This window comes from Nonomuraea sp. NPDC005650, assembly GCF_040605375.1.
In the GTDB taxonomy this organism is placed as follows: domain Bacteria; phylum Actinomycetota; class Actinomycetes; order Streptosporangiales; family Streptosporangiaceae; genus Nonomuraea.
Genome location: NZ_JBEXCR010000009.1, coordinates 333,974 through 351,495, shown reverse-complemented (window position 1 = coordinate 351,495; position 17,522 = coordinate 333,974). Strand labels below are relative to the sequence as shown.

General features: G+C 69.3%; 12 protein-coding genes. 8 read left to right on the top strand and 4 right to left on the bottom strand.

Translation table 11 applies throughout. The annotated features are described in order from the left end of the window. Positions 1-137 precede the first annotated feature (137 nt). Together ABZS69_RS18405 and ABZS69_RS18400 are read left to right on the top strand one after the other, a co-directional pair. A complete protein-coding gene (locus tag ABZS69_RS18405) occupies positions 138-1,190 on the top strand; it encodes a LacI family DNA-binding transcriptional regulator (protein ID WP_355373357.1) in 1,053 nt (350 codons plus the stop codon). A gap of 107 nt (positions 1,191-1,297) precedes the next feature. Then, entirely contained in the window at positions 1,298-1,705 is a 408-nt protein-coding gene (locus ABZS69_RS18400) for a prevent-host-death protein (RefSeq protein WP_355373355.1), read from the top strand. Positions 1,706-1,813: 108 nt separating this feature from the next. Here ABZS69_RS18400 and ABZS69_RS18395 read toward each other — a convergent pair whose 3' ends face one another. Continuing rightward, complete coding sequence (locus ABZS69_RS18395) at positions 1,814-2,833, bottom strand: substrate-binding domain-containing protein (protein ID WP_355373352.1); 1,020 nt, start codon at positions 2,831-2,833, stop codon at positions 1,814-1,816. A 98-nt stretch (positions 2,834-2,931) separates the two neighbouring features. Here ABZS69_RS18395 and ABZS69_RS18390 point away from each other — a divergent pair, with 98 nt between their 5' ends. Together ABZS69_RS18390 and ABZS69_RS18385 are read left to right on the top strand one after the other, a co-directional pair. Beyond that, entirely contained in the window at positions 2,932-3,210 is a 279-nt protein-coding gene (locus ABZS69_RS18390) for a CopG family transcriptional regulator (RefSeq protein WP_355373350.1), read from the top strand. Further along, positions 3,207-3,632: a PIN domain-containing protein gene (locus tag ABZS69_RS18385; RefSeq protein ID WP_355373347.1), complete on the top strand. Its 426-nt coding sequence runs from the start codon at positions 3,207-3,209 to the stop codon at positions 3,630-3,632. The genes ABZS69_RS18390 and ABZS69_RS18385 overlap by 4 nt, the downstream gene beginning before the upstream one ends. 629 nt (positions 3,633-4,261) lie before the next feature. Here the strand turns inward: ABZS69_RS18385 and ABZS69_RS18380 are convergent. Then, positions 4,262-4,924 (bottom strand): hypothetical protein, encoded by a 663-nt coding sequence (locus ABZS69_RS18380; RefSeq protein WP_355373344.1) that lies wholly within the window; start codon positions 4,922-4,924, stop codon positions 4,262-4,264. A 344-nt stretch (positions 4,925-5,268) separates the two neighbouring features. Between ABZS69_RS18380 and ABZS69_RS18375 the strand changes: the two genes are divergently transcribed. Next, on the top strand, positions 5,269-5,796 hold the full coding sequence (locus tag ABZS69_RS18375) for an NUDIX hydrolase (RefSeq protein WP_355373341.1): 528 nt from the start codon (positions 5,269-5,271) through the stop codon (positions 5,794-5,796). Between the two features lie 154 nt (positions 5,797-5,950). After that, positions 5,951-6,490: an RDD family protein gene (locus tag ABZS69_RS18370; RefSeq protein ID WP_355373339.1), complete on the top strand. Its 540-nt coding sequence runs from the start codon at positions 5,951-5,953 to the stop codon at positions 6,488-6,490. 447 nt (positions 6,491-6,937) lie between these two features. On the opposite strand, the gene ABZS69_RS18365 is transcribed toward ABZS69_RS18370, so the two are convergent. Then, positions 6,938-8,497: a HAMP domain-containing sensor histidine kinase gene (locus ABZS69_RS18365; RefSeq protein WP_355373336.1), complete on the bottom strand. Its 1,560-nt coding sequence runs from the start codon at positions 8,495-8,497 to the stop codon at positions 6,938-6,940. Between the two features lie 247 nt (positions 8,498-8,744). Here ABZS69_RS18365 and ABZS69_RS18360 point away from each other — a divergent pair, with 247 nt between their 5' ends. Then, positions 8,745-11,597 (top strand): AAA family ATPase, encoded by a 2,853-nt coding sequence (locus ABZS69_RS18360; protein ID WP_355373333.1) that lies wholly within the window; start codon positions 8,745-8,747, stop codon positions 11,595-11,597. Positions 11,598-11,948: 351 nt separating this feature from the next. Here the strand turns inward: ABZS69_RS18360 and ABZS69_RS18355 are convergent, their stop codons facing one another. Then, positions 11,949-15,053, bottom strand: coding sequence for an endo-1,4-beta-xylanase (locus ABZS69_RS18355; RefSeq protein ID WP_355373330.1), 3,105 nt, complete (start codon positions 15,051-15,053; stop codon positions 11,949-11,951). 250 nt (positions 15,054-15,303) lie between these two features. Between ABZS69_RS18355 and ABZS69_RS18350 the strand changes: the two genes are divergently transcribed. Next, the gene (locus ABZS69_RS18350) at positions 15,304-17,499 is read left to right on the top strand and encodes a pectinesterase family protein (RefSeq protein ID WP_355373327.1); all 2,196 of its coding nucleotides are present in this window, start codon (positions 15,304-15,306) and stop codon (positions 17,497-17,499) included. Positions 17,500-17,522: the final 23 nt, after the last annotated feature.

Here is a 17,522-nt window from a genome sequence, read left to right as displayed (position 1 = left end):
GGCGCGGAGATCGCGTCTTGCGCCCGCGGATCTCCCTGGCCATAGACTTCAGTGGGATGGCGCAATCTCCCATGCCCGCTCCACCTGCCGAAAACCGTGAAGGGCCAACCTTGTCGCGAAAAGTAAGCACAAAAGGGGTGCTCACCGACGACGAGCGGGTCACCATCCGCGACGTGGCCGCCCGGGCCGGCGTGTCGGCGACCACGGTCTCCAGGGTGATCAAGGGCGACTACCCGGTCGCCCAGGCCACCAGGACACGTGTGCTGCGGGCGATGCGCGACCTCGACTACGTGCTCAACGTGCACGCCCGCGCCCTGTCGGGGGCGAGCACGAAGATGGTGGCGTTCGTGCTGGACGACGTCACCGGGCCGTCCTTCGCGTACGTGGCCAAGGGCGTCGAGCAGCAGGCCACCGCCGAGGGGCGGCTGTGCATGGTGTGCACCACCCACGGCGACCCGGCCAGGGAGCTGGCCGTCGTGGAGGCCATGCGCGAGCAGCGGGCCGACGCGGTGATCCTGGTGGGGGGCGGCTCGCTGGACGACACGTACCGGGAGCGCATGTCCCACTTCGCCCACGCCCTGGACAAGGCGGGCTCCAGGCTGGTGCTGTGCGGGCGGCCGCCGCTCGGGGACGACGTGCCCACGACCGTCGTCGAGTACGACAACGAGGGCGGCGCCTACGCCATGACCAGCCACCTGCTGTCGCAGGGCCACCGGCGCATCGCCCTGCTCGGCGCCTCGTCGCCCACCGATCGCAGCACCACCAAGGTCGACCGGGAGCGCGGGTTCGTGCGGGCGCACGAGTCCTTCGGGGTGCCGTACGACCCTGACCTGGTCATCCCGGGAGGCTTCGGCCGGGGCGACGGCTACGAGGGCACGCGCCGGCTGATCGCGCTCGGGGCGCGCTTCACCGCCGTGTTCGCGGCCACCGACATGGTGGCCATCGGCGTGCTCGCCGCGCTGCGCGAGGCCGGACTCCGGGTTCCGGATGACGTGTCGCTGGCCGGTTACGACGACATCCCGTTCGCCGCCGACCTGGAGCCCGGCCTCACGACCGTGCACATCCCGACGGAGGAGCTGGGACGTACGGCGGTACGGCTCGCGCTCAACCGGGACGAACGCCAGCACGTCGTGCTCGGCACCCACATCGTGGTCCGCAACTCCGTCCGCCCCCCACGGCGAGAGTCATAGGTGGGCCGGGCTCACCCGCCCGTTGCCCGTCTGGATGGTAGGCCCGCTGGATTCCGCCCCGGGCCGAAGGTCTTCGCCATGAGAGCGCTTCGCGCTCCGGGGGCAAGGTGGGCCGGGCTCAAACCGAGGCTCGTGCCCATCTCAAAGCACTCTTGGACGCGGCCGAACGCGGCCGCCTGGCCACAGTGCGCCGCGAGTCGGCCACGACCGCCCTCGTAGACGTCGATAGATTGCGCCACCATCTCGCCAAAGGCACTCCATCTCGCGCACAAGCGGTTTCCGACGACGGCGGTTGGTCGATCTTCATTCCTGGTCTGCCGATCGCAGCCGATGGCCGGACCTTCAATGAGGCCGTCATGGAGACGGTCGATGCGCTGCGCGAATACGCCGAAGACTGGCAGAACCACTTGCTCGACGCCCCCAACCATCGCGAGAACTGGGGGCTGGTGCAGTTGATCAGTCTCAGTGATGACGATCAGCTGCGTGAATGGCTGCTGACGTGCTCCTCCACATGAATGACCCGTTGCGGATCTCTGCGGAGGATTCCTGTGGCCCGGGGCGGGGTCCAGCAGGCCCACCATCCAGACGGTCAAGGGGTGGGTGAGCCCCGGCCCACCTACTACCTACCGTGGAGGGGCGGTGGACTCGCGGACGATCAGGCGGGGCGGGACCAGGGAGATGTCCGGTTGCGGCTGGCCGCTCAGCTCGGCGAGCGCCGCGTGGAAGCAGGCCCGGCCCAGCCCCACGAAGTCCATGCGCACGGTCGTCAGCGCCGGGGTCCAGAAGGCCGAGCCCGGGATGTCGTCGAAGCCCACGATGCTGACGTCCCCCGGAACGTCCTTGCCCGCGTCGTAAAGCGCCCGCCGCACCCCCTGCGCGATGTCGTCGTTGCCGCACAGGATCGCCGTCACCCCGGGCGACCGGGCCAGCCGCTCCCCCGCCGCGTAGGCCGACTCGATGTCCCATCCGCACCCCAGCACCGACGGGATCTCGGCCCCCGCCTGCCGCAGCGCGTCGCGCCACCCCGCGTGCCGCCCGCCGGCCCGGCCCTCGGACGGGATGGCCACGTGGTGGACCGTACGGTGCCCGAGGTCGAGCAGGTGCTGGGTGGCGTCGGCGGCGGCCCGCCGCTCGTCCAGCGCGATCGCCACCCGCCCCAGGTCGGGCGCGACCGGCTCGGCGGCCACCACGGCCGGGATGTGCGACGGCAGCGCCTGCACCACCGCCGTGCCCAGCGGGTCGAACGCGATCACCACCAGGCCGCCCGCGCTCGGATCGCTGACGTAGTCGACCGTCTGCCGGACCTCGGCCGACTCCACGACCCTGATCCCCAGCGCCACGCCCTCGGTCCTGGCGGCCTCCTCGATGCCCTGGAGCGTGGAGGCGTACCCGTACAGCATGGTGTTGGAGGTCACGACGGTGACGCCGCTGGCCCGGCCGAGGCCCAGCGTCCGGGCGGCCCGGTTGGGGCGGAACCCCAGCCGGTCGATCGCGGCCAGCACCGCGGCCCGGGTGTCGGGCCGCACCCGGGGTGAGTCGTTCAGCACGCGCGAGACGGTCTGATGCGAGACGCCGGCCGCGGCGGCGACGTCGCGGATGCTCGGGACGGCCCCTTTACGGACGTGTCGGGGGCTCGTGGTCACGGTCACATGGTAGTCGGGCCAGGAGTGGCGACCGGGAACGGCTTGAGCGCTCGGCGCCTCCTGGTAAGTCCACAGGTACCTCGAGTATGGTCAATAGTATGGCGACTAAGAAAATAACGGTGACGATCCCTGAGGAGCTCCTCGAAGAGATCCGCGCGGAGGCGGCAGATCGTGGCCTGTCGGCCTACGTTGCCGAGGCGTTGCGCTTCAAGCGCGACCGGGATCGGTTGCTGGAACTGGTGAACTGGCTGCAGGAAGAGTACGGCCCGGTCGCCGGAGACGAGCGCGCGGCAGCGATCGAGGAGTTGGCAGATCTCGACGCCGAGCACGAGCGCCGCCGCGCCGGCGGAAAGCCGAACGCAGGAGAGGCTGCGTGACGAAGCGAAGCGGTGAGCACAGGCAGCAGCCGCTGCGGATCTTCGTACTCGACTGCCAGGCCCTGTCCCTGGCCGTGCAGGGCGACAGGAGGATGATCGCCTGGCTCGACCTGGCGGCCCGAGGGCAGGCGGAGGTGGTGACGTCTCCGATGACGGTGGTCGAGGCGTACGACGGGAGGATCACCGAGCAACGCTGGGATTGGGTGCTGTCCCGGCTCAACGTCGCCGACATCGGCAAGGACGAGGCCCGCCAGGCCCGCCGGCTCCTGGCCGATGCCGGGCTGCACGGCCACAAGTACGCGATCGACGCGGTGCTCGCCGTCATCGCACGACGGCAGAAGGGGCAGGTCACCATCTTCACCTCGGACGTGGACGACCTGGAGAAGCTGGTCCCGGATTCGATCGTCGTCAAGAAGATATGACCCTCCACGTGCTCAGAACCGGCGACGACTCTCCGCAGCTCCGCGCTCCTGTCACGCGGCGTGCACGGCCGTCCTAGCCCGGCCTCCCCATAACGATCACCTTCCATAGGTCAAGTACGGCGAGCCGCGTCCTGCCACGGCCGGTCTCCATGACCGTGCGTTTCCCGTCGCCGTGGAGTTCCGTCCGCCGGATCCGGTACGAGCCGCCCTCCATGCAGTACTCGTACTCGACGGCTCCACGGGTGGCATAGTCCCTGACCCTCGTTCGGGTCCCCCGGGAGTAGTACGGGACCCGCTGAAGGCCGGGCGTGCACGAGGCGGTCGTGGGTGACCCAGGAGGGTCGAGGTTTGCCCCCGGCGTGCCTGCTCATGGCGTGGTGGTCCCGATGTTTCGCCAGATGGGGCGGCTCGTACCGACTGCGAAGCGATGATCTCCGCGCTGGGCTCGGGTCCGCGCCCTTCCCCTCGCCGCACAACCACGTCGCGGATGGCGTCCACGAGCTGTGTTGACCCGAGCCCAGAGACCCTCGTGAAGAGCAGGTTCGTTCAGCGATCGCCGGTTGTGGAGCTGTCGCCGCAGCGAAAGTCGATCTCACTGCTCATCCCCGGCGCCGAGGTCATGGCGACGGTCACCCGCAGACGCCGTCCGGCAGCCAGCAGAACACCCACCGCTGACGCGGATGACCCGAGTACGGCCCGTTGAGGACCGGGGTGCCGTTGCCGGCTTGTGTCCCGTACGCGTCCATCATGTTGAGGGCACCACCGAGCTCCACCGAGATCTCCCAGTTACCCGTTTCAGGACGCCAGTACGGCCAGAATCTCTGGCCGCGACTGTCGACATAGTCGTATACCCCGTACCGCCAGAGATTGGCGCCGTTCGACGCGGCCGGGTAGTCGAGCGAACGGTTCCACTGGTAATTGATGAATCTGTAGCTGTAGGAGCCCGAACCGCTTACGGTGTAGACGTTCCATGCCAATGTCGGACCGCCGTTGCACTGCCACAACCCGACCGGGGAGTTGGGCGCGCCACCACCGCCGGCGTGGGCGTCGAGGCAGTAAGCGTAGCCGTCGTGGGTGTAGGAATTGACGATGTACGCGGTGCCGACATATGTCATTCCGTTGACCACCGCGCGCGGCTTCTCGAAGCTGAAGGTGGGCGGGGCCACCTTGCCGGGAGGGGCCCCGGGCAAGTCCTTGATGTTGTACTCGGACTGCGGCACCTTGTCCCCGCCCGGCGGTACGCGATCTTCCGCCGCGACCGCGCTCACCAGGCCGCCCAGCAGCGCTGTCACGAGGAGAGCAACGATCGCCGACCGTTCTAACACAGACCTTTTTCGCATCTCACACCATTCTTGAAGGGGATTCTCTTCGGATGGATTGACTGAGACGAAGAAGAAGGGAAACTACGTCGCGCCCTCCAATTGAGACGATTGCCGTCCCAAACCGGGCTGACCCCCAGCCCTCCGACCCAGTGCGATGAGCCGTGCGCTCGTGCCCAAGCCTAGGAAGGCCGCCTGTCGTTTTTCTGTCGCGCGCCGGGCGGGAAACGAGCTGGAGCCGCCGACCAATTTCGTTTGTACACGGGAGCTCCGGCCTTCGCCGCGTCCCCGGGCTTGCGCGGGGCGACACTGCGTGCATGACAGATACGGCTCCCTTCTCCCGCGTGAAGATCCGCACCGGCGGCCTGATCTTCTGCGGCGACGACATCGCCCTGATCCGCCGCGACAGGCCGAACGGCTCCCACTACACGCCGCCGGGTGGCAACGTGGACCCCGGCGAGGACCTGATCGAGGCTCTACGCCGTGAGCTCGCCGAAGAACTGCGACTGAACCTCGACGACGCGACGCCGCCGGAGCTGTGCTGGATACAGGACCAGCGGGTCACCCGGCCCGGCCGGACCCCGCCACCGCGCAAGATCCACATGATCTTCCGCTGCCACGTCACCCCCGAGGTCCGCGCGCGGCTGGCCACCGTCGAGTACGACGACCTGCCGGACGGCGGCAGCGAACCGGGCGTCGTCGCGTGGGTGAACTACCGCGAAGCCGAACTCCTGCCACTGTTGCCGCTGATCGGGTCCGCCATCAGCACGCTGCCCGCGCCGGATGCCCCGCCCGGGAATCCCCTTCTCCCGCCTGTCACGGACCAGAACTACACCTGGGTCTGAGAGGGTGTTTTACGAGGGTTTGAGGCTTTGATGCACGTGTTTCGCTTGTGATTGCGGTAGCCGGGTTCACGATCGGCGCCGGCGGTCGCATCGACTGCTATGGCGGACGTAACGAACGCAGGTGGAATCATCGTGCTGGTCGAGGAGGCGGCGCGTGCTGAACGAGTTGAGGAAGACGCAGGTTGGTCGGGCGGCGTTACGTCCCAGGCTGGTGGCGGTTGGCTGGGACTATCTGGTGATCGTCGTCTGGCTGGCCCTGCTGGCCGTGGTGTTCGTCCCGCTGTACCTCGCGGGAGTACGGCCGTTCGATGGGCTCGGCATGGTGGGCAGCGATCTGCTGATCACTGGGCTGAGCATGCTGCCCGTCGGAGCGTATCTGACCATCGGCGAGGCAGGGCGGCACCATGCCACGTGGGGCAAGCGACGAGCAGGGCTTGTGGTGGTCACTACGAGGGGGAAGCGGCCCAGTGCGGTACGGATCGTAGTACGCAATGTCGTGAAGTTGCTCCCGTGGCAGTGCGCTCATATGGCGGTGTCTCGGCTGGCAGGCGGCCACGAAGAAGGCATCGCCATGCCCCTTCTGATTGCCTCGTACGCTTTGGCCGGGGTCTCGATCGCGCTGCTGCTGGTGCGCCGCGACAGGGCCGCTTTGCACGACCTTGTGGTGGCCACTCGAGTCGTACCTTCACCGTAGCCCTCCACATCATGTGCCAGCGCTGAGGACTGTTTTCCGAGAGAGCGGGTGACCGTCTGCCGCGCTCCGTAGGCGACGGCGATCGTGAAGAAGGCGGTCCCCGCGATCAAGAGGGTCACCGCCCCCGGGTAGACGTAGAACGGCAGCATCGGTGCGGCGTTGCAGATCGTCCAGTCGCCGTTGCGGTACACGCGCTGTGCGACGACGATGTGGCATCGGCCGGACGCGAGGACGGACTGGCACGCGACGGCGTTGGCCGCGCGTCGGGGGCTCTTATGCGCCATGACGGGCTTGTGCCGCAGGCCCCTGGTCGCGGCGACCACCTGTCCGTCCGGATCGACCACCTGGACGGGGCGGACAAGACGACGGAGAACACGACGCGGAGCGAGCCCACCGCCACGCCGGTGAACAGCGCCATGCGACTTCGGATCGAGCACCGTTCGAGCCTCACGATGACCCCATTTCGCATGATCGGACTCGGGGCAGCCGCAGAACGAAGCACGCCCCGCCGGCAACGCTCTCTTCGACGCCGAGGGTGCCGTGATGCGCGTGGGCGATGTCACGGGCGATGGCCAGGCCGAGCCCGGTGCCGTTGCGGTCGAGCCGGCGGCCGTCGTCCAGCCTGGTGAAACGGTGGAACACCCGCTCCCGGTCGTCCATCGGGATCCCCGGCCCGTCGTCGCTGACCGCGAGCTCGACGGCGTCCTCGGTGGCGAACACCTCGACGCGGACCAAATGCGTGGAGTGCCGCTGGGCGTTGTCCAGCAGGTTCGCCAGCAACCGGCCGATCTGGGACGGCACGGCGGTGACGGTGGTGCCGTGGGCCAGGTTGAGCCGCACCGGGAGCCGGTCCGCCCGGCGGGAGATCTCCGTCTGGACCAGGGCGGCGAGATCGAGTTGCTGTCGTTCGGCGGGTGCGTAGGTTCGTACGCGAGCCAGGCAGAGCATGTCATCGGTGATCGTCTGGAGCCGCTCCACCTGGTCCAACGTCCTTCCGAGCACTTCGGGCAACCTCGCCGGGCCGGGATCCTGGCGAGCCACTTCGAGCTGTGTCAGCAGGCCCGCGATGGGATTGCGGAGTTCGTGGGAGACGTCGAAGGCGAACTGCCGTTGGCGGTGCGCGATCTCCTCAAGCTCCTTCTTGGCCTGGTGCAGGCGTCCCAGAACGTTGTTGATCATGCGACACAGGCGGCTGATCTCCTGGGCGTACTCGGGTTCCGGGATGCGGACGGGCAGGTCGCTGAAGTCGATCAAGGCCAGTTCGGCGCGGACCGCCTCCAGAGGACGTAGCAGCCTGCCGGTCACCTTCCAGGTGTTCCACCCGGCCAGGGCGATCAGTTCGGCGGTTTCGAGCCCCACGATCAACGGGAGCGAGCCGGATCGCGTACGGCCCGGGGGTGGTCGCCTCGCGTCGACGGCGACCGCCCGGGACGCGGCTGCGTAGGCCGGCGTGCGCGGCGCGCGGGGCCGAAGGCTCCGCCCGTGGTCGTGCGAAGGGGACCAGAGCGCGGCACCGGCCCCGCTTTGAGCCGCCACCGCGGCCCGGCCCTGCGTGGCCGACGCGGCCCGGCCTCGCGCGGCGGATGGTTGCCCTTGCACGGTGCCGGCCGAGGCCACCAGACGCGTCCCCACCCCCACGGTGAGGAGGGTGAGGACGGCCACGGCGGCGGCCACGACGGCGACCAGAAGGGTGATCTGTCCTCGGAGCGAACGCGGCCCCCACCGGTTCCGCATCGGCAGGCTCAGGGGATGCCGGCGGACGTTCCCGCCGCCCATCGGGCCGGTCATCAGGCCGGTCATCGGGTCCGTCCGCGGCGCGCCGGCAGGGTCGTCGGTCTCCTGAACGACCCCGGCGCGGAGCCGATCTGTCCACCCGACGGGGTCGGGCCGACCGGCTTCCGCGGAGTGGCCGGCCCGCAGGTGTGTGAGGCCTTTCGCGACGGCCGTCCATATGAGCAGCGTGACCAGAGGACACAGGAGTATCAGCCAGTTGTCGGACAGGTTCACTGTTGCCATCCTTTCGAAATGAGATCCGAGGGGATGTCAGGCCAGCCGGCAGAGGGCTGACGTTCTCGCCGGCGCCCTCAGCCGGGAGGGTCCCTCGTACGAAGAGATGAGGGAGTGAATATGAGCCTGCACCGCGCAGGAATGCGGCGTATCGCATGCCTGTGTGAATCCCATCCTCGGCGCGAGTGATCGACAAGCTTCGTGAGCGTGTTTGCGGGGCTGCCTACGGCCGCGGTGTAATGCATTTATGGGGGACATATCCCACAATGTCCCGGAAACGGCAGGTGGGCCCGAGTTCTGCGGGGCTTCGTGGCCTGGCTGGCGTGGCCGTGCACGCGAGTGGGAGCTGGTCGTCGGCCTGATCCGGGCGGCTCAGGCCGGCCGTGGTGGAGTCGTGTTGATCGAGGGCCGGCCGGGGGTCGGAAAGAGCCGCATGCTCGACGTGGCCGCCACCGCCGCCGGGAAGGCGGGGCTGGGGATCGCCAGGGGCGTGGCGGACGAACTGACCCAGTTGGTACCGCTGGCCCCGCTGATGTCGGCCCTCGGGGAATCTCTTTCCCTGGGGGACTGTGCGAGCATCTCGGGTCCGGCCGATCAGCGATTGCTGTTGCTGGAAGGGCTGCAGGAGCAGCTTGAGCAGCGAGTGGCCGAAGGGCCGCTGCTCCTGATGCTGGACAACCTGGAGTGGGCCGACCCGATGACGCTGCTGGCCCTGCGGTCGATGACGAGAGACCTCGCCTCCTACCCGCTCGTCTGGATGCTGACCCGTACGACCGGCAGCGGCGACACCCCCCGCCTCGACCGTCTGTTCGAGGTACTGGAGCACGACAGCGCGGTGCGGATCAGGCTGAAGGCGCTGGACGAGCAGGCGGTGGCGAACGTCGTCACCGACGTCCTCGGGGCGGAGCCCGACCCGGAGGTGCTGGCCCTGGCCAACCTGGTGGACGGCAATTCCTTCCTACTCGTCGATCTCCTCGAGAAGCTCAAGAGCGAGAGTGTGTTCCAGGTCGTCGATGGTCACGCGCGACTGGTTTCCGGACGGCTGCCACGGGCTCGGGCGGTGACGCAGGAACGCCTGGAAGGAGTGTCCGAGCGGACCAGGCATCTGCTTCAAGGCGCCGCGGTCCTGGGCCGCTCGTTCTCGGTGAAGGATCTGGCCGAAATGCTCGGCGAATCGACCAGTGGCCTGTTGCCCATGTTGGAGGAGGCGATGTCGGCGGGCATCGTCGAACCCGACGGGGGTGAGCTGGCCTTCCGGCACGACCTGCTGTGGCAGGCGGTGGTCGAGACCATCCCTGTCCCGGTGAGGCAGGCCCTGCATCGCGACGCAGGAGAGATGTTGCTCAGACGGAGCGGGTCAGCCGTTCTCGCCGCCGCACACCTCATCCACGGTGCCAGTCGCGGTGACGCAACCGCACTGCTCGGACTGGATCAGGCGGCGCGCGAGGTGCTCCGATCCTCGCCCCAGACCGCCGCCGACCTTGCTCAGCGGGCGCTGGCGCTCAGCGATCCCACTGATCCTGGCTGGCTCGGTCGCGCCGCCACCGCGATCGACGCCCTGACGGCCATCGGGCGGCTGACGGAAGCGGCCGATCTTGCCCGTGCCGCGCTCGGCAGGGCACCGCCTGCCCAGGCCCTTCGCCTGCACCGCGCGCTGGCGTACATCCTGCTCCTGAGCGGCCGGCCGGCAGACGCTGTGGCCGAGGTCGAAGACCTGCTGGCCCAGCAGGACATGCCGGATGACCTTCGCGGCATCGCCGAATGGACGGTGTTCTGGGGGCTCATCTGCCTGAACGACTTCGGGAAGGGGCGGCTGCGGGCCGTGGCCGTTCTGACCGACCGCGGGCAGCACAACGACGCCGCCGTCGTAGGAGCTCTCCTCCTTCTCGCCCGGTTCGCGATAGTCGACGGGCGGGTCACCGACTCGTTCGCGTACCTGCACGAAGCCGTGCAGATCGCTGACGGTGGCAGGGTCGAGGCCATCCAGCGCCCGTACGCGCGCCTCCTGCTGAGCCTCAACTACCGGGCCATGCGGCAGTTCGAGGAGACCGACATCGCCATCCACGCCGCCGAGGAGGAGATCAAAGACCTCGGGCTGACCGTGCTCGCCGCGCAACCCGCGCTGTTCCGCTCCGTTCTGCGGCTGGCCGCCGGTCACCTCGATGACGCCGCCGCCGAGGCCCAGACCGGGCTGACGATCGCCGACGAGCTGGGGACGCTCGGGTTCGTCCGCGTCGGAGTGTCCATGCTCGCTCTCATCGCCATGCGGCGTGGCGACATCGAAGGCGCGGCCCGGCACATCGAGCGCTACCACTCCATACACGCCGCGCCGGGGATGCTGTTCGGGTGGGTGTGGGAACGGTGGGTGATGGCGGCAGTGGCCGAGGCCCAAGGCGATCCCGAACAGGCGGTGGACATACTCCACGCCATCTACACCGACAAGGACGAGCGGTGCTGGGCGCTCATGACGACGCCTCTCATGGCCGCGTGGATGACCCGGCTGGCGCTGGCCACGGCCAATCGTCCTTATGCTCAGACCATCGTCGACACGGCCGAGTCTCTGGCCCGCGACAATCCCGACTTCCCCGTCATCGCCGTCACGGCCGCCCACGCCCGCGGCCTTCTCTACCAGGACCCCGCCGCGTTGGCCTCCACCGCCGATCAGCCTGAACCGTGGGCACGCGCCTCGGGCGCCGAAGATCTCGGAGTCCTGCTGGCCGACACCCCCGGCGCCTCCGCCCGCGAGCAGGCCATCGAGAGCTTGGACCGGGCGCTCGACGGCTACCAGCACATCGGTGCGCTCCGGGACGCGGCTCGCGTGCGAGCGAGACTGCGTGCACTGGGTGTACGGCGCCGCCACTGGGACCAACCACAGCGGCCCGCCTTCGGCTGGGACAGCCTCACCGATACGGAACGCGCGGTGGCGGGGCTGATCGCCCGAGGGTTGACGAACCGCCAGGCCGCCGCGCGAATGTTCCTCTCCCCGCACACGGTCTCCACCCATCTCCGCCGGATCTTCGCCAAGCTCGACATCGCATCCCGTGTCGAACTGGCCTGCATCGTCGCCGACGAGTGTCCGGCCCTGCTCCGGGACTCGTAGCCGGGGTCCGGCCCCCTCCGAGAACGAACAGGCTCGAGGGCGCTCGGATGAGTCGCACGTCATACCCGGCTGCCTGTCACGGATAGCCCGGGCAATCCGGACCTGGCCGGTCACCACCTCCAGGCGTTACCCGAATGGTCAGGCAAACTCGATTCGCTGACCATCCTCGACCTGTCCGATGGCTCCCTGGAGAAGCTGCCCTCGCCCGAACGGATCGATCTGAACGCGGACGACTTCGACAAGATCCCTAAGTGGGCCTCCCACCTGGTCGCGGACTGAGTCGACTTCCTCTCAAGCCGGCATGACGACGGCATCGGCGACATGGCTGATCGACGGTTCGGGGGCGTCATCCTACCCCTGGGTCAGGCGGAGCACGCCCCAGTGGCTGGTGTCCAGGTAGCTGCGGGCGGTGTTGTCGTTCCAGGTCACCGCGCTGGTACGGGCGGGGCCCGTGGCGTCGTTGACCTGGGCGTCGAAGCCCAGCAGCGTTCCCGGCGCGAGCGTGATCGTGGGTAGGTCGATGGCCGCCTCCACGACGTATCCGCCGGGCACCGTCTTCGCCACCGCCTTCACGTGATCCTTCACCCCGCCCGCGTCGAACGTCCCTCCGACCGTGATCCGGCCCGAGAAGCTGATCCGGTACTGGCCGTCGTCGTCCTCGTAGCCCTTGGTCTTGCCGTTGCCCGGGCCCACGAAGATCTCGACGGAGTCCTGCTCCCACGGGTTCGGGGACTCCTCGCTCAGCGTCGGATCGGCGACCTGGGCCAGGACGTACAGTGTGGACCCGCTCCACAGCGAACGCACCTTGGCGGTGGCGCCGGACGTGCCCTGGATCCAGGTCGCGGTGCGGATCTCGGGCGCGGCCGACCAGGCCCGGTCCACGACGCCGTCGAGGACGGGCGTGCGGTGGGCGGCGGAGGTGAGCTTGACCGCGGGTGTGGCGGTCACCTTCCCCGTCCAGGAGGTGCTCGCCCCGGCGGAGTCGCGTACGGTCACCTCCACGTCGCTGCTGGTCGCCGAGGGTGTGGGTCCTTCATAACCGGCGTCACGCACGATCGCGTCCGAGGCGCTGCTGGTCGTTGGGCCCGCATGACCGGCGTCACGTGCGACCGCGTCCGAGTCACTACCGGCCGCCGGAGGTGGAGGGCCGGCGAAGCCGGTGTCACGGGCGATCGCGTTCGTGGTGCCGCCCGTGCCGATCAGGGCCTCGACGCGGTAGCCGGTCGCGGTCGGGCGCACCGCCGCCTTCGGGCCGCCGGTTCGTCTGACCACGTACGGGGTGCCGTTCACGGTGAACGTCACCTGGTCGCCCTTGCCGACGGTCGGGTCCGTGACCTCGGCGAGCACGTACAAGCCCTTGGCCGAGGAGCGGGCCTGGAAGCCGGCGGACACGTCGCCCACCCGTGCGATCGGCGAGTCCGGCAGCAGGTCCCACTCCAGGTCCCGCCTGCCGTCCACCGTGGGCGTCCCGGCGGGCGCCTCCAGCCTGTGGACCGCCGGGGCCAGCTTCGACGGGTCCACGACGCCCCAGTAGGCGGGCTTGGCCTGCAGGTCGTCGTCGAACAGCAGCGGCGCGTTCAGCCGCGGGATCGGCCACGACCGCAGCCAGCTCACGTCGTCCGACTCGCCCCAGACGGTCACCGAGCTGAGGTTGGCGGCCTGCCGCCGGAAGACGTCGAACAGCTCCTTGTAGCGGTGGCCCTGCTGGACGAGCAGCTCGGGCGGGATCGTGTCGTACGAGGAGACGAAGTCCGTATAAATGCTGACGTCCAGCTCGGTGATCTGCTGGTCCACCCCCAGCGTCGCGAAGCGCTCGATCGTGGCCTCGACGGAGGAGGCGGGCGGGTGCTCGATGTTCAGGTGGAGCTGGTGGCCCACGCCGTCGATCGGCACCCCCTCCTCCTTGAGCCGCTTGACCAGCGCGTACAGGGCCTCGCGCTTGCGCGGGAACTCGGTGTTGTAGTCGTTGATGAAGAGCTTCGCGTCCGGGTCGGCCTCGTGGGCGACGCGGAAGGCGGTGCGGATGAAGTCGAGCCCGGCGATCTCGTACCACTTGGAGCGGCGCAGGCCGTCGGGCTGGTTCTCGTCCACGACCTCGTTGACCACGTCCCAGGCCGCGATCTTGCCCTTGTACCTGGTCACGAGCGTGCGCACGTGCGTCTCCAGGCGCTTGAGCAGCGTCTCCTTGTCGGCGTTCTGGAAGACCCAGTCGGGGGTCTGGCTGTGCCAGGCGAGCGTGTGGCCGCGGATCGTCATGTTGTGCCGGGTGGCGAAGTCCACCAGGAAGTCGCCGTCGGCGAAGGCGAACTCGCCCTCGCGGGGCTCGGTGGCGTCCCATTTGAGCTCGTTGCCGGGGGTGACGCCGCTGAAGTGCCTGGCCAGCAGCTCGCCGTGCACGCCGAGCGCGTCAGGTCTGGTGAGCGCCGAGCCCATGACGAACGGCACCTCGTCCTTGAGCGCGGGGATGTCGGTCTGGATCGGCTTGGGCTGGAGGTACTTCATGGAGAAGTCGTCCAGGTAGAAGGGGAACGTGCCGGTGTCGGACTCGACATAGACGCTGAGGAACTCGACGTCGTACGCGAGCGTGTACGTCCCGGACAGCTGCACCCACTCCCCCACCGGCACGTCCTTCGGCGCGACGACCCGCTCGTAGCTGGGGGTGCCCCCGGTCCTGCGTTCGATCGACAGGCCGAGCCGGCCCGCCGTGGCGTCCGGGCCGAGCCGCACCCACACCGACAGGGCGTACTTGTCGCCCTTGGCCATCCGGCCGAGCACGTTGAGGGCGGGGCCGTCCCAGGAGGCCGAGCGGCCGGTCACGGCCAGCGAGCGGCTGCCCGCGTGGGCGGCCTCCGCGCCCGGTTGGAGGACGGCGGCGGCCCTGGGCGCCCAGTCCTGCGCGGTGCCGTCCTCGAAGTCGCTGCTGACGGGCTCGCGCGTGGGGTCGCCCAGCGGGGTGACGACGATGTCATCCAGGTAGAACTGGCCGGTGGCGTCGGAGCTCTCGGCGTAGAGCTGCACGTCGGCGGACTCGTCGGTGAACAGGTAGCTTCCCGACAGCCGCGTCCACCCGCCGTCGGTCACGGTGGCCGCCGCGACCCGCTCGTACGTGGTGCTGCCCCCGGCCGGGGTGCGCTGGACGGTCAGCGCGATCGTGCCGGCCGGCTGGCCGCTCACCAGCCGCGCGTACGCGGTCACGGTGTAGCCGACGCCCCTGACGAACGGCGCGGCGATCGACGCGCCGTGCCACGTGGCGGTCCTGCCGGTGGTCAGCAGGCTGCTCGTGCCCCCATGGGCGGCGTCCGACGTCACCGTGACGGAGACGCCGCCACCGCGCGGCCCCCATCCCTGGGTGGTGCCGTTCTCGAAGTCGTACGTGAGGTCCGCCGCCGCGTGCGCGGAAATCGCGGGCACGAGGCATAACAGGGCGGCGGCCACCAGAGCTCTGAGGGTGCGCACGATGCTCCCGATGAAAGTTTCAGCGAAACACCGATAAATATCAGGCGGACTGTAGATGCGGCGCGCTCCAGCGGTCAAGATCACCCGAAATCTTGCAATCGATTGTCGCAGGCCGGTGCAGTTTCACTGCAGAGCATTGACGAGATGAGGGGGCTGAGTCAGCGTTTCATGCAACCGATTGCCGCACGCCCCTCGGCGAGGTCGCCTCATGCGATTCCTGTTACTTCTCCCCTTGATCGCCCTGCCTCCGGTGACAGCAGCCCCACCGCCCGCCACCATCGTGGTCGCGGCGGACGGCACGGGCGACCACACCACCGTGCAGGCCGCGGTCGACGCCGTCCCGACAGGCAACACCCGGCGGGTCACCATCCTGGTCCGCAAGGGCACCTACCGGCAGCAGGTGGTGATCCCGGCCGACAAACCGCACATCTCCCTGGTCGGCGCCACGCGGGACCCGCGCGACGTGGTGCTGACGTTCGACGCCTCGGCGGCCGCGCAGAAGCCGGACGGCTCGGGACCGTACGGCACCTCCGGCAGCGCCTCGTACACGATCAGCGCCCCCGACTTCACCGCCCGCGACCTCACCTTCGAGAACGCCTACGACGAGGCCGCCCACGGCTACAGCCAGGCCGTGGCCGTGCGGACGACGGGCGACCGGCAGGTCTACGACAACGTGCGGTTCATCGGCAACCAGGACACCCTGTACGCCAACACCGCCTCGGCAACGACGGCCGCCAGGCAGTACTTCACCGGCTGCTACGTCGAGGGCGACGTCGACTTCATCTTCGGCCGCGCCACCGCCGTCTTCGACCACTGCCTGATCAAGGGCAGGACCCGCGGCAGCGCGGACAACAACGGCTACGTCACCGCCGCCAGCACCGAACTGAGCAACCCGTACGGCTTCCTGATCTACCGCAGCCATCTCACCAGCGACGCGCCCGCCCGCACGTTCCACCTGGGCCGCCCGTGGCCGGCGGGCGGCTCCACCACAGCCCGCGGGCAGGTGCTGGTGCGTGAGTCATGGCTGGGCCAGCAGATCAAGGACGCGCCCTGGACCGACATGTCCGGCTTGAGCTGGCGCGACGCCCGCCTGTCCGAGTACCGCAACCACGGCCCGGGGGCGGCCGTCAACGACGACCGGCCGCAGCTCACCCCCGAGCAGGCCGCGACCTTCACCCCAGAGCGGTACCTGGCGGGCTCCGACGGCTGGAACCCCGTCCGCCGCCACCGCCCGACCCCGCCCGAGCCCGGCCGCGAGGTGCTCCCCCGCGACGACGGCTGGGCCGCCGCCACCAGCGGCACCACCGGCGGCTCGGCCGCCCGCCCCGAGGACGTCCACGTCGTCAGGACCCGGGCCGAACTGATCGCCGCGCTCGGCGACCCGGCCGACAACACCCCCAGGATCGTGTACGTGAAGGGCGCCATAGACGCCGACACCGGAGCCGACGGAACCCCGCTGACCTGCGAGGACTACGGCGTCAACGGCTACAGCCTGCCCGCGTACCTGGCCGCCTACGACCCGGCCGTCTGGGGCCGGACCAGCCTCCCCTCAGGCCCGCTGGAGGACGCCCGCAAGGCGTCGTACGCGAAGATGGCCGAGCACGTCACGGTCACCGTCGGCTCCAACGTCACCCTCATGGGCCTCGGCGCGGACGCGGCGCTGAAGAGCTTCGGCGTGCGCGTCAGCAACGCCGACAACGTCATCGTCCGCAACCTCACCATCACCGACACCTCCGACTGCTTCCCGCAGTGGGATCCGACCGACGGCGCGGACGGCAACTGGAACGCCTCCTTCGACAACGTCGAGGTCTCCGGATCCACGCACGTCTGGCTCGACCACAACACGCTCAACGACGGCGACAACCCGGACTCGGGCCAGCCGCGCTACTTCGGCCGCCCGTACCAGGTGCACGACGGCCTCCTGGACGTGGTGCGCGCCTCCACGTACGTGACACTCTCCTGGAACCACCTCAGCGACCACGACAAGGTGACCCTGATCGGCAACACCGACAGCCCGACGCGCTACGGCGAGGAGGACAAGCTCAAGGTCACCCTGCACCACAACTATTTCGAGGGCCTGGGCCAGCGCACGCCCAGGGTGCGCTTCGGCCAGGTGCACGTCTACAACAACTACTACACGGGCGGCGACGACCACGGCTACAGCATCGGCGTGGGCTTCGGTTCCAAGGTCTACGCCGAGAACAACGCCTTCGACGGCATCGCGGCGGAGAAGGTCCTGTCGGTGTTCAACGGCACCGCGATCACGGCCAAGGGCAACCTGGTGGACGGCGCCCCGGCCGACGTGGTGGCCGCGTACAACACCGCGCACGGCACGGCCGTCGGCTCGGACGCCGGCTGGACCCCGACGCTGTTCACCCGCGTCCACCCGCCGCGGGCACTGCGCGCCCTCGTCCCGGCGAAGGCCGGAGCGGGCCGCCTGCATTGAGGCAGGCGGCCCGCTCGATCAGA